At 71.5% G+C, this 13210-nt stretch carries 11 protein-coding genes; 8 read left to right on the top strand and 3 right to left on the bottom strand.

Annotated features, from left to right (window positions below):
- Positions 1–72: 72 nt before the first annotated feature.
- Complete coding sequence (locus ABZ887_RS14065) at positions 73–897, bottom strand: alpha/beta hydrolase-fold protein (protein WP_361287725.1); 825 nt, start codon at positions 895–897, stop codon at positions 73–75.
- A gap of 200 nt (positions 898–1097) precedes the next feature.
- Here ABZ887_RS14065 and ABZ887_RS14060 point away from each other — a divergent pair, with 200 nt between their 5' ends.
- The 6 genes from ABZ887_RS14060 (at position 1098) to ABZ887_RS14035 (ending at position 9656) form a co-directional block, all read left to right on the top strand.
- Complete coding sequence (locus tag ABZ887_RS14060; RefSeq protein WP_361287722.1) at positions 1098–1901, top strand: IclR family transcriptional regulator; 804 nt, start codon at positions 1098–1100, stop codon at positions 1899–1901.
- Between the two features lie 568 nt (positions 1902–2469).
- A complete protein-coding gene (locus ABZ887_RS14055) occupies positions 2470–4083 on the top strand; it encodes an ABC transporter substrate-binding protein (protein ID WP_361287719.1) in 1614 nt (537 codons plus the stop codon).
- Positions 4084–4147: 64 nt separating this feature from the next.
- Positions 4148–5086 (top strand): ABC transporter permease, encoded by a 939-nt coding sequence (locus ABZ887_RS14050; RefSeq protein WP_361287716.1) that lies wholly within the window; start codon positions 4148–4150, stop codon positions 5084–5086.
- Complete coding sequence (locus ABZ887_RS14045) at positions 5083–7080, top strand: dipeptide/oligopeptide/nickel ABC transporter permease/ATP-binding protein (protein WP_361287713.1); 1998 nt, start codon at positions 5083–5085, stop codon at positions 7078–7080. Before ABZ887_RS14050 ends, ABZ887_RS14045 begins: the two co-directional genes overlap by 4 nt.
- Entirely contained in the window at positions 7073–8095 is a 1023-nt protein-coding gene (locus ABZ887_RS14040; RefSeq protein ID WP_361287710.1) for an oligopeptide/dipeptide ABC transporter ATP-binding protein, read from the top strand. The genes ABZ887_RS14045 and ABZ887_RS14040 overlap by 8 nt, the downstream gene beginning before the upstream one ends.
- Before the next feature lie 73 nt (positions 8096–8168).
- Positions 8169–9656 (top strand): aldehyde dehydrogenase family protein, encoded by a 1488-nt coding sequence (locus tag ABZ887_RS14035; RefSeq protein WP_361287707.1) that lies wholly within the window; start codon positions 8169–8171, stop codon positions 9654–9656.
- A 73-nt stretch (positions 9657–9729) separates the two neighbouring features.
- Here the strand turns inward: ABZ887_RS14035 and ABZ887_RS14030 are convergent, their stop codons facing one another.
- A complete protein-coding gene (locus ABZ887_RS14030; RefSeq protein ID WP_361287704.1) occupies positions 9730–10545 on the bottom strand; it encodes an SDR family oxidoreductase in 816 nt (271 codons plus the stop codon).
- Positions 10546–10611: 66 nt separating this feature from the next.
- On the opposite strand from ABZ887_RS14030, the gene ABZ887_RS14025 reads away from it, so the two are divergent.
- Positions 10612–11046 (top strand): VOC family protein, encoded by a 435-nt coding sequence (locus ABZ887_RS14025; RefSeq protein ID WP_361287701.1) that lies wholly within the window; start codon positions 10612–10614, stop codon positions 11044–11046.
- 107 nt (positions 11047–11153) lie between these two features.
- Complete coding sequence (locus ABZ887_RS14020) at positions 11154–12710, top strand: oxidoreductase (RefSeq protein ID WP_361287698.1); 1557 nt, start codon at positions 11154–11156, stop codon at positions 12708–12710.
- Positions 12711–12749: 39 nt separating this feature from the next.
- Here ABZ887_RS14020 and ABZ887_RS14015 read toward each other — a convergent pair whose 3' ends face one another.
- Complete coding sequence (locus tag ABZ887_RS14015; protein WP_361287695.1) at positions 12750–13190, bottom strand: FAD-dependent oxidoreductase; 441 nt, start codon at positions 13188–13190, stop codon at positions 12750–12752.
- Positions 13191–13210 lie beyond the last annotated feature (20 nt).

The following is a 13210-nucleotide window of genomic DNA, read 5'->3' as shown; positions in this document are numbered from 1 at the left end:
GGTTCGGCGACTCGGGCGGGGAACACCCCGGACGGGGTGATCAACCCGCTGGAGCAGGTGGGGCGGAGGCCGTCAGGCGGTGCGCCACCAGGCGTAGTACTTGTCGCCGTAGCCGTCCATGATGTGGTCGTACTCGTGGTCCGCGTCCGGGAACTCGAAGAAGTCGTGCGGCACTTCGAGGTCGGTGAAGCGGTTGTCCAGGTCCCGGATGGTGGGCGCGAGGCGGGTGTCCAGCCGGCCGGACAGCAGCCGGACCTGGCTGGTGCGGCGCAGTTCGGGGGCGCCCGCGAGGACCAGGCTCCAGGGGTGGCAGAGGTCGTAGTACTCCTGGTCGCCGAAGTAGGTGTTGTTGACGCGGTCCTCCGGCTCGTCCTTGAGGTCGCGCAGGATGGCGGGGGCGACCGCGGACACCTTGCCGAAGATCTTCGGGTACTTCAGGCCCAGGTGCAGGGCGCCGAAGCCGCCCATGGAGAAGCCCTCGACGGTGCGGGCGGCGGCCTCGGGAATCGTCCGGTAGGTGTCGTCCATGTGCCGGACCAGGTCGAAGGCGGTGATCTGGGCGAGCGGGCGGGCGCCGTCCTTGGAGTCGACGTACCAGCCGATCGGCAGGATCTGCGGGACGACGACGATCGCCGGTGGCATGACCTCGCCCCGGATCGCCTTGTCGATCCGCGCAACCATTTCGGAACCCTGGCGGGCGTTGCCGAACCCGCCGTGCAGCCAGTAGATGACGGGGAAGCGGCGGTCGGGCTCGGTCTCGTACTGGGGCGGGAGGTAGAGCTGGTAGCTGCCCTGGGCGTCCGCGCTGCCGCGCGAGGGCTGCGGGTAGAGACCGAAGGTGGTGAGTTCCTGGTCCTCCTGGACCTCGTCGATCCACTGCTGTTCGATCTCTGCCATCTGTTGCGGGGTCGTGCGTACCTTGTGGACCTTCTCTGGCACGGGGGTTGTCCTCTCGGGGATGGTCGTGGTGCGGTTCCGGGGTCCTCCGAGGCAGGTGCGGCAGCCCTCCGACCCACCAACCCGGTGTTCCATTACGTGGAATGATGTATTCTGTTGTGGAACGCTCATCAGTGAAACCGTGCGACGGGAGCCTGTCAATGGCCGGGATCGAAACTTCCGAGGACTCACAGACGGGCGGCCGCGGGGGACGCAGCTCCAGCGCGGGCAACGCCACCGACAAGGCGCTCAACCTGCTGGAGGCCGCCTCGGCCCCCGGCTATCCGCACCGCCTGGGAGACATCGCGGCCACCGCGGGAGTCCCCAAGGCCAGTGCGCACCGCATCCTCCAGAACCTGGTGGCGACCGGATTCCTGGGCTCCGACGGGGCCGGGAGCTACAGCCCCGGGCCGCGGATCCGCGCCCTCGCGGCCCGGATCACCCAGGGCTGCGAGGAGGACCAGGTGATGCGGGCCGAGCTGGAGGTGCTCGGCCGGCGCATCGGTCACACCGTGCACATGGGCGTGCGCACCGGAGACGTGGTGACCCTGCTGGTCAAGGTGTCCGGGCCGAACGCGGTGCAGGACTCCTCCCGGGTCGGCCAGCAGCTCGCCCTGCACACCACCGCCATCGGCAAGTGCGTCCTCGCCGGTCTGGCCGACGAGGAACTCACCGCGCTGGTGGACAGGGTGGGTCTGGCACCGCGTACGGAGAGATCCCTCACCGGTCTCGCCGGACTGCGCGCGGAACTCGCCAAGGTGCGCGAGCAGGGTTTCGCCGTGGACGACGAGGAGAACGAACCGGGCGTACGCTGTCTGGCCGTACCGGTCCGCGACGCCAAGGGCGGGATCGTCGGCGCGGTCAACGTCTCGACGATCACGTTCCTGGAGACACGGGAGGCCCTGGTGGGCTGGGCCGAGACCGTGCGTACGACGGCGGAAGCCCTGCACGGCCTGCTGGGCTGACGCCCGCCCGCACGACCCGCCTGTACAACAGGGTCCGGCCTGTACACCAGTCCATGATCCGCACGCTTATCTTTCGCGGCCGGCACCCCATTCCCCTTGCACGGATGCTGGACAGCAGGGCCCCGTTTCATCAGGGTTACACCACTGGGCCGATCGCGTCTCGTCCGCACTGCGGCCGAAGGACGCCCAGGCCCCGGTTCACCGGCCAGCCCCCGGTGGACCGGCACCACCGCAGTACCTGAGCCTGATCCTCGCGAGCAGCGGGAGCACCTCCGGTTCGTCGCCGCTCATCCCTCTGGACCGCCGGTTCCGCACGGCCCGCTCCGGCCGGCACCGCACGACGGTCCCCCGCGACGCACCCGACCCTCCGCACCTCCCGGCCCTCCGCCGGCCGACTCGCACCCTCCGTGAACACGCGCAGGTGGCCCCCTCCTTTTGCGGGTGCCGCCCGGGCTCCGCGACCCCCTCGTCCGCGCCCGGCACGTGCAGATGTTCCTCATCACACCCAGCTGCCCGCCTTCCGGCTCCCGTTGCCCTGGCGGACCTCCCGTGGCGCAAGGAGAAGTACATGCACTCCCTCGACTCCACCTCCGGCCGGCTCACCCCGAGATCGCTCCGGACCGCCCGCACCGGCCTCGTCGCCGCGTGCGCCGTGCTCTCGCTCGCCCTGACCGCCTGCGGCGGAGGCAAGAACGCGGCCACCGGCGCCCAGAGCACCGGCAAGGCCGTACCGGGCGACACCCTGACCGTCGCCGAGCAGCAGGCCCCGACCGCCCTCAACCCGGGCACCGCCGACCTCGGCTCCGTCGACTTCACGATGCTGTCGTACGAGTCCCTGTTCTACCTCTCTCCCGAGGGCACCGTGCAGCCGGCACTGGCCAAGTCCTGGAAGTACGTCGGCACCGGCAACACCGAGCTCTCCGTCACTCTGCGCTCCGGGGTGAAGTTCGCCGACGGCGAGGCGGTCACCGCCGACGCGGTGAAGGCCTCCCTGGAGTACGCGAAGAAGGCGCAGGGCAACCAGGCGCACTACCTGACGGACGCCACCATCACCGCCACCGGTCCGCTCGCCCTGACCATCAAGCTGGCCAAGGCCAACCCGATCCTGCCCACCCTGCTGACCCAGTCGTACGGCATCGGCCAGATCATCAGCCCCAAGGGCCTGGCGAGCACGTCGAGCCTGACGCCGACCAGGACCAGCCAGGGCGCGGGTCCCTACATCTACCAGCCGTCCGACAGTGTGGCCGGCGACCACTACACGTACACCGCCAACCCCGGCTACTACGACAAGACCAAGCAGCACTACAAGAAGATCGTGATCCGGATCGTGCAGAACGGCCAGACCGCGGTCAACGCCATGAAGACCGGCCAGATCGACGTCTACAAGGGCGACTACACCTCCGCCGCCTCCGCCAAGGCCGCCGGCATGTCCACCGTCGGCCTCCCGGTCATCCTCCAGGGGCTGAGCCTGATCGACCGCGCGGGCGAGGTCTCCAAGCCGCTCGGCGACGTCCGGGTCCGCCAGGCCATCAACTACGCCATCGACCGCGACGCCGTCACCAAGGCCCTCCTCGGCTCCGCCGGCACACCCACCGTGCAGACCGTCATCAAGGGCGGCGACGGCTACTCCGCCGACCTGGCGAAGGAATACCCCTACGACCCGGCCAAGGCCAAGCAGCTGCTCAAGCAGGCCGGCTACGCGGACGGCTTCACCCTGCCCGTCCTGGCCGCCACCTTCGTCGGCTTCGACACCATGGCCGAGGCGATCGCCGGCCAGCTGTCCAAGGTCGGCATCAAGGTGAAGGTCACCGCGGTCACCAGCATCACCACCTTCGTCGAGGACCAGACCAACCACAAGTACCCGGCTGTCTCCGGCGGGTTCACCGAGGAGCCGATGTACCTGGAGGGCCTGGACCTCTTCATGCCCGGCTCGAAGGTCTTCAACGGCTTCGGCAGCACCGCCCCCGAACTGACCGAGCTGTTCGACAAGGCGGCCGCCGCCGAGCCGGCCGAGCGCGCGAAGCTCGACCAGCAGATGCAGGAGTACCTGGTGAAGAACGCCTGGTACGCCCCGGTCGCCTTCACCCCGGTCAACTACTACGTCCGGCCCGGCATCGGCGGGGTGAAGGTCAGCGCGGGCGCTCCCTTCGTGAGCCCCCTGGCCATCTACGCCACCAAGTAAGAACTCCGGGCGGCCCCCGACCTGACCACGGGGGCCGCCCGGCCCGAGAAAGGAGCGAGGTGAGATGCACAGGATCCTCTTCCGCTGGCTTGTCGGCGCGGTTCCCGTGGTGTTCGGCGTGACCGTTCTGACGTTCGTCCTGACCAGCCTGGTCCCGGGCGACCCCGGCCGCACCATCCTCGGTGCGAACGCGAGCCCCGCCCAGGTCAAGGTGCTCGACACCCAGCTCGGCCTCGACCATCCGCTGCTGGTCCGCTACTGGGACTGGCTCACCGCCGCCCTGCACGGCAACCTGGGCGACTCGATCACCTCCGGCGTCCCGGTGAGCGACCAGCTCACCTCCCGCCTGGGCACCACCCTGTCCCTGATCGGCGGCGCGATCCTGGTCGCGGCCGTCGCCGGCGTCGCCCTCGGTGTCCTCAGCGCGCTCAAGGGCGGCCTGCTGGGGCGGGCCGTGGACGGCATCGCGCTGGTCGGCCTCGCGGTGCCGAACTTCTGGTTCGGGCTGGTGCTGATGACCGCGTTCGCCGTGCAGCTGCCGCTCTTCCCCGTCTCGGGGTACGTGCCGTTCACCGACTCGCCGGTGCAGTGGTTCGGGTCCCTCGTCCTGCCGGTGCTCACCCTGGGAGTGCCGGCCACCGCGCCGGTCGCCAAACAGACCCGCGACGGCGTACTCACCCAACTCGACCGGGAGTATGTCCGGGTGCTGCGCGCCCGGGGGGTCCCGGAGCGCTCGGTGATCTTCCGGCACGTGCTGCGCAACGCCGCGGCGCCGATCGTCACCGTGCTGGGCGTGGTCGTGGTGACCCTGTTCGGCGGCACCGTGCTCGCCGAGACCCTGTTCGTCATGCCGGGCCTCGGCGGCCTGGCCGTGACCGCCGCGCAGACACAGGACATCCCGACGGTCCAGGGTGTCGCGCTCGTCTTCACGGTCACCGTGATGCTGATCAACCTCCTGATCGAAGTGGTGTACGCGATGCTCAACCCGAAGGTACGGACATGAAGGCCCCGGCGACCGCGCGCCCGACGGCGTCCGAGAGCGGCGGAGGACGCCCTCGACGGGGCGCGGCGCAACCCGGCTTCACCGCGCGGCTGCTGCGCAAGCCCGCCGCGGCCGCCTCCGCCGGCTACCTCCTCCTCATCCTCCTGGTGACCCTGCTGGCCGGTCCGCTCGCTCCCTACGACCCCGACGAGCAGGACCTGACCGCGGCCCTGCAAGGGCCGAGCGGCGCGCACTGGCTGGGCACCGGCGAACTCGGCCGCGACGTGCTCAGCCGGCTGATGCACGGCGGGCAGATCACCCTGCTCGGCGTGCTGATCACCCTGGCCGTGTATCTGCCCCTCGGTGTCCCGGCCGGGATGGTCGCGGGCTACCGGGGCGGCTGGTTCGACCGGCTCGTCCTCAAGAGCGCCGACCTGATCTCCGCCGTCCCCGTGATCATCGTCCTGCTGGTGGTCCTGTCGGTCTTCACCAACAACGAGAGCGCGGCCATGGCCGCCAACGGCCTGCTCGGCGCTCCCCTGCTGGCCAGGGTCGTGCGCTCGGCGACGCTCGGCGTGAAGGAGGAGCTGTACGTCCGGGCGGCGGTGGCGGGCGGCATCCGCGACCGGGTCATCATCCGGCGCCACGTCCTGCCCCGGGTGACCGGAGTGGTTCTCGTCCAGGCCTCGGTGTTCGGCGCCTACGCCGTGCTCCTGGAGACCGGGCTCGGCTTCCTCGGCCTCGGCACCACCCGGGCGAGCTGGGGCAGCATGATCGCCGAGGCGTCCAAGAACATCGGCACCGACCCCTGGCTCCTCGCCCCCTCCGGCTTCATGATCATCAGCTTCATCCTGGCGCTCGGCCTGCTCAGCGACGGCCTGCGCGACACGCTCGCCGAACGGTACTCGCCGCCGGCCGACAAGCCGCCGTCCCGCCGCATGGGCCGACCGCGGGGAGCCGCGCCGGAACCGGTGCGGGCCGAGGTCACGGGCACGGACACGCCGCGGATGATCGAGGAGCCCGACCCCGACGCGCTGCTGTCGGTGCGCGGTCTGACGGTGTCCCTGCGCATCGAGGGCACGCCCACCGAGGTCGTCCGGGACGTGTCGTTCGACCTGCGGGCAGGCGAAGTCCTGGGCATCGTGGGCGAGACCGGCTGCGGCAAGACCGTCACGGCCACCTCGCTGCTGGGCATGCTGCCCGCCGGCGGCGCGATCACCGCCGGCACCGTCCTCTTCGAGGGCGCCGACCTCGCCCGTGCCGATGCCGCCGCGCTGCGCCGTGTCCGGGGCCGTCGTATCGGATGGATATCCCAGGACCCCGTCTCCGGTCTCGACCCGTCCTTCACCGCCGGTGCCCAGGTCGCCGAGGTCGTGCGCCTGCACACCGGCTGCTCCCGCAAGCAGGCCCGGGAACGCACCCTGGAACTCTTCGCGAAGGTACGGCTGCCCGACCCGGGCCGCGTGGCCGGCAGCTACCCGCACCAGCTCTCCGGCGGTATGGCCCAACGGGTCGGCATCGCCGCCGCGTTGGCGGGCGACCCCGCCCTGGTGATCGCCGACGAGCCGACCACCGCTCTCGACGTGACCGTGCAGGCCGAGATCCTCGACGTGCTGCGCGAACTGCGGGCGGGCGGCACCTCCGTCATCCTCATCACCCACGACTGGGGTGTGCTGGCCGACCTGTGCGACCGGGCCGTGGTGATGTACGCCGGCGAGGTCGTCGAGGAGGCCGAGGTCACCGACCTCGTCACCACGCCCGCGCACCCGTACACGGCCGGCCTGCTGGGGTCCGACCCCCACCACGCCCTGCCGGGCCAGCCGCTGCCCGCCGTGGAGGGCGCGGTGCCACCCCCGACGCAGTGGCCCGTCGGCTGCCACTTCCAGAACCGCTGCCCGCGGGTGACCGACGCCTGCAAGGAGAAACCCGTCGTGATCTCCCATCTGGTCGAGCTGGAACGGTCGACGCGGTGCATCCGCCCGCTCGAACTGATCGGAGGAGGAGCACATGAGTGAGCTTCTTCGGGTGCGCGGCCTGGACGTCACCTACCGCCGCTCCCGGCGGCACGGCGGCGACGTCAGCGCCGTACGCGGCGTGGACCTGACCGTGGGCCGCGGCGAGACCGTCGGCCTGGTCGGCGAGTCCGGCTCCGGCAAGTCGACGATCGGCTCCGCCGTACTGGGGCTGGTACCGGTGACCGGCGGCAGCGTCGAGTTCGACGGCGCCGACATCACGCACGGCACCCGTGCGGACCGCCGGCTGCTGGCCCGCCGGATGCAGGTGGTCTTCCAGGACCCGTACGGCTCCATGAACCCGGCGCACACGGTCGGCGACACCCTCGCCGAGGCTCTCCGCCACAACCTGGGCCTGCCCGCGGACGAGATCCGCGAGCGCGTCCTGCGCGCCCTCGACGACGTCGGCCTGCCGCCCGGCGCCGCCCACCGCTACCCGGCCGCCTTCTCCGGCGGGCAGCGCCAACGCATCGCCATCGCCCGTGCGTTGGTCATGGAGCCGGACTTCGTCGTGTGCGACGAGGCGGTCAGCGCCCTCGACCTGTCCGTGCAGGCGCAGGTCCTCAACCTGCTGGCCCGCCTCAAGCAGACCCGGGGCCTGAGCTACCTCTTCATCTCCCACGACCTGGCCGTGGTGCGCTACCTCAGCGACACCGTCGTCGTCCTGTACGCCGGCCGGGTCGTCGAGCGCGGCCCGGCGGCCCTGGTCGCCGACCACCCGTCCCACCCCTACACCCGGGCGCTGCTGGCCGCCGCCCCGGTCCCCGACCCGATCGTCCAGCGCCGCCGCCAGGCCGAGCGGCGCCTCGCGAGCACGACCGTCCCGGCCGGCCCGGTGACCGGGGGTGCCGGCGCGGGCTGCGCCTTCGCCGCCCGCTGTCCGTTCGCGCAGGAGATCTGCCGGTCCGACCAGCCCGAACTGGTGGAGCACGACGGGGTCGCCGTCGCCTGCCACCGCCGCGACGAGATCGCCGCCGGTACGGCCGTGCCCCTCCGGTCCCCGGCCGGAGCCGCCTGACCACCCAGCGGGCCCCGCCTGGCCACCCGGCAGGCCTTGCCTCTCCCACCACCCCCGCCTCACAAGGAACTCGATGACCGCCACCGCCCCCGCCTCCGCCGCCTCCTTCGACATCGCCGCGCTCCTGCCCGACGGCACGCACCTCATCGCCGGCGAGTGGGTCCCCGCCCGCTCCAAAGCCGTACTGGAAGTCGTCAACCCGGCCACCGGCGCCCTGCTCGCCCGGGTGCCCCGCGGCACGGCCGAGGACGTCGACGACGCCGTACGCGCCGCCGAGGCGGCACTGCCCGCCTGGCGCGACACCAGCCCCGCCGTGCGCGGCGAACTCCTCTACCGCTGGGCCGAGTTGGTGCGCGAGCACGACGACGACATCAACCGGCTGGAGGCCATGGAGGTCGGCCACCCCGTCGGCCCCTCCCCCATCGCCGCCCGCCTCACCTACCTCGCCGGCAAGGCCGACAAGGTCTTCGGCGACACCCTGCCCACCCGCTCCCCCGACCTGCTCGGCCTGACCCTGCGCGAGCCGTACGGCGTCGTCGGCGCGATCATCCCCTGGAACGCGCCCGGCCCGATGACGGTGTTCAACACGGCCGCGCCGATCGCCGCCGGCAACACCGTCGTCCTCAAGCCGGCCGAGGACGCCCCGCTCACGGCGCTGTACCTGGCCCGGCTCGCACAGGAGGCGGGGCTCCCGCCCGGCGTCCTCAACGTCGTCACCGGATACGGCGCCGAGGCCGGCGCCGCGCTGCCCGCGCACCCCGGCATCCGCAAGATGAGCTTCACCGGCTCGCCCGCCACCGGCACCGCCGTGATGGCGGCCTGCGCCCGCAACCTCATACCGCTGCAACTGGAGTTGGGCGGCAAGTCCCCCCAGATCGTGCTGCCCGACGCCGACCTGTCGAAGGCGGTCCCGGCGATCGTGCGCAGCATCGTCATGAACAGCGGCCAGGTGTGCGCGGCCGGCTCCCGCGTCCTGGTGCACCCCTCGCTGCACGACCGGCTCGTGACCGAGGTCGCGGACGCCTTCCGCGCCGTCCGGGTCGGACTGTGGGACCAGCCCGTCGACATGGGGCCGCTCATCAACGCCCGCCAGGAGAAGCGGGTCCTGGACTACCTGGCCGTCGGACGCGAGGAGGGCGCCGAAGTGGTCGTCGGCGGCGGCAAGCTGACCGGAGCGCCGTACGACGACGGGTACTTCGTCGAACCGACCCTCTTCGACCGGGTCCGGCCCGGGATGCGCATCGCCCAGGAGGAGATCTTCGGCCCGGTGCTGTCCGTGCTCACCTACGAGGACGAGGAGGAAGCCGTCGCCATCGCCAACGGCACCCGCTACGGCCTCACCGCCACCGTCTGGACCCAGGACGTCGGCCGCGCCGTACGCCTGGCCCGCCGGGTCCAGGCCGGCCAGATCGCCGTCAACACCCTCGGCGACGGCGGGCCGGCCGGAGCCATCGGCGCCCCCTTCGGCGGCTACAAGCACAGCGGCTTCGGCCGCTCCATGGGCCCCGACTACCTGGAGGACTGGACGCAGGTGAAGTGCGTGGTCATCAACGCCGGCTGACGCGGCAGGCCCTGCGCCGCGAACCGCCGGACGGCATGCCGCCCGACGCGACCGTTCACGGGCCTTGAGGCGATCACGGCCTGCTGACCGCCCTGGCCCTCCGGTCGAACTCCCGGTTGAGCAAGGGCAGGAGAACGCTGCCGAACCGGGCCAGGGCGCGGGTGCCCGCGTCCGGGCAGATCACGAAGCGTCTTCGCTCGATGCCGTCCACGATGGCCGCCGCGACCCGCTCCGCGGTGAGCGGCTTGATCGTCCCGCCGACCGCGCGGGTCTCGGCCGGCTTCCACTGGTTCTCCTCGGCGAGCTGCGGGGTGTCCACGTCCGGCGGGAAGACGACCCCGACGTGCACCCCGCGGGGTGCGAGCTCGGCCCGTACCGACTCCAGCAGCCCGCGTACGGCGAACTTGGCCGGTCCGTAGGCGCTGTAGCCGAAGATCCCGATCAGCCCGGCGGCCGAGGAGACGGCGACGACGCTGCCGTGCCCGCGCTCCACCATGCCGGGGGCCACGGCCCGGATCGCGTACAGCGTGCCGAAGTAGTCGACGTCCATCATCTGCCGGAAGACCTCGTCGGGCAGTTCCAGGAAGTGCCCCGGGCGAGCGAGCCCCGCCGAGGTGACCAGGACGTCGCAGGGCCGGCCCTGCTCCTCCTCCAGTTCCCCGATGGCACGGGTGAGGGCCGCCTGGTCGGACACGTCGGCCGCCCGCGCGGCGGCCGACAGCTCCTTCGCGGCCTCGCCCAGCCGTTCCGGCCCCCGCGCGATCAGCGACACCTTCGCCCCGCGGGCCGCGAACAGCCGGGCGGTGGCCAGCCCGATACCGCTCGAACCGCCCGTCACGATCACATGTGCCGAACCGGCGTCCAGCGAACGGGAGTTCCGCAGTCTCATGGCCGGGAGCGTATCGAAACGGCTCACCGCCGGCAGGGAACCCCTGATACGGGGTACGGTGCGCCGATGTCGGCGATCAAGAAGTTCCAAGTCACCTTCGACTGCGCGGATCCCGAGCGCCTCGCCCGCTTCTGGTGCGAGGTGTTGGGGTACGTCGTACCGCCTCCTCCGGAGGGGTTCACCACCTGGGACGATTTCAACCGCGCCCTGCCTGCCGAGAAGCAGGGATCGTGGGCCGCCTGCAGTGATCCCTCGGGCGTGGGCCCGCGCCTGTACTTCCAGCGCGTCCCGGAAGGCAAGACCGTCAAGAATCGGGTGCACCTCGACGTCCGGGTCGGCACCGGGCTCGTGGGGGACGAGCGCCTCGCCACGCTCGAAGCCGAGTGCGCACGGCTGGTCGCGCTCGGTGCGACCCATGTGCAGACGCTGTACGCCGACGAGGAGAACGAGTCGTGCATCCCGATGCTGGACATCGAGGGCAACGAGTTCTGTATCGACTGAGCACTCCGTGAGCCAGGGAGGTGGGGAAGCGGGGAGCCACCTCCCTCGGGCCTCTCTTCCAACAGGTTCTGGTCGTGCTCAGGTTGCCCGATCACTACCCTGCATGGGTGCTCTCATACGACGAGTTGACTTCACCGGAACGTGAGTTGTGGGACGCGTTCCCCGAGGGACGCCGGGTGGACCTGCGTACGGGTGTTCCCGAGGACGACCGTGTCGTCGAGGGCGGGCAGTGGGGTGCGGGGCGGACGGTTCGGGCCGCCGTGATCGTGGCGCTCCTTCTGGGCATGAACACCACGCAGCCGGGCGCCGTCGCATGTCTGAGGCTCGCGGGGGCGAGGATAACCGGGCCCCTCGATCTGGCCGGCGCGCAGATCGGCCAGTCCCTCTGGTTCGAGGACTGCTGGTTCGAGGAACCCGTGAACCTGTTCGGGGCGTCGACCCGGACGCTCGTGATCACCGGCAGCCGGGTACCCGGCATCGACGCCGGGTCGGCGCACATCGAGGGAAACGTCGACCTGCGCCGCTCACTCCTGGAGAGCGGCGCTTCCTCGCCCTTCAACCACGACATCACCGCCTTGTCGCTCACCAACGCCCGGGTGACCGGCGGAATCGTCCTCAACAAGGCCGAGATCAACGCGCCCGGAGGTTGGGCCGTGGCCGCCGGTGGCCTGGTCATGGAAGGGGGCGTGTTCTGCCGGGGCGGGTTCCTCGCACGAGGTGAAGTGCGTCTGCTGGGTGCCCAGTTGCCGGGCGGACTGTTCATGCAGGGCGCACAGCTGACGGAGCCCGGGCCACGCGGAGTGGCGCTCGCCCTGGACAACGCCGTGGCCTCGACACTCGACTTCTCCGGCGGGTTCACCGCGAACGGGACCGTACGGCTGCAGGGCACCCGGGCCTCGGGCACCCTGACCTTCGAAGGAGCCGTCCTGAACGGACCGCCAGACGGCCGGGGCCCCTCCTTGGTCGCTCCGCTGATGCAGGCCGTCGACTTCGACTTCACCCTCGCCCGGCCACCGTCCGGCACAGTGGACCTCCAGGGCGCGCAGGTGTCCCACCTCCACGACGGCGAGCACAGCTGGCCGGAGGCGGTGGAGCTGGACGGCTTCGTCTACGGCTCCATCAAGGTGGACGAGGCGGCCGGACGGCGGGAGGCAGCGCGCCGGCGGAACTCCGTGCCCCATCGTGTGGCGTGGATACGACGCTGCCCCGGCTACAACCCCCAGCCCTACGAACAGTTGGCGAGCTGGTACCGGAAGGCCGGTCACGACGACGAAGCCCGCCGCGTGCTCCTGGCCAAACAGCGCCATCGGCGTCGAACCCTGCCATGGGCCGCGCGCGCGTGGGGGCACCTGCTCGACGTGACCGTCGGCTACGGCTACCGCCCCTGGCTGGCCGGCGTCTGGCTCCTCGCGTTGACCTTGCTGGGCGCACTGTCCTTCAGCACGCACGCCCCCAGGCCGGTTCAACGGGGCGAAGGCGCCCCGTTCCAACCCCTGGTCTACACACTCGACCTCCTGATCCCCATCGGCGGCCTGGGCCAGCGCACCGCCTGGTACTGGCCGAACGGCAGCCTCCAGTGGCTGGCCTACCTGCTGATCGCCTTCGGCTGGATCCTGACGACCGCCGTCATCGCGGGTGTCACGCGCGCCCTGCAGAAGAGCTAGTCGGGCCTAGGCAACTGCGGCATAGGCTGACTGACTGGCTCACGGGAAGATCCTCTCCCGACGGACCGCCCGCCGACACCCGCAGGCCCGCGCGGCGGGCAACCCCTGCCCGGGCAGCCGACCCCCGCTCAAGAACGTCCTCGGCGCGTACGCCGCCCTCGGTGCCCAAGCAGTGCCGACCAACTCGACCTCCGCCGCCTCGCCGAACAGGTGGGCCATGGGCGTGGCTTGAGCCTCGACGACGCAGCCGTCCAACCGCCGTGCCCGGGCCGCGGCGGCGAACTCGGCGCCGATGAGGCCGGCTCCGACGACCACCACCGCCCGTGGCCCGTGGTCGAGTTCGGCCCGGAGGACACGTGCGTCGTCGACGGTGCACAGGGTGTGCACGCCGGCCGGCTCGCGAGTGCCGGGCAGCGTGCGTCTGGTCATCCCTGTGGCGACGACCAGACGCTCGAAGTCGGACGACGGCAGCCGCGACACCTGTAGTGCGCGCCTGCCGC

The sequence above is a fragment of the Streptomyces sp. NPDC047061 genome (genome assembly GCF_040643955.1).
GTDB lineage: Bacteria > Actinomycetota > Actinomycetes > Streptomycetales > Streptomycetaceae > Streptomyces.
Note: the sequence above shows the minus strand (reverse complement) of the source record. Positions and strands in the feature narration are given on the sequence as shown.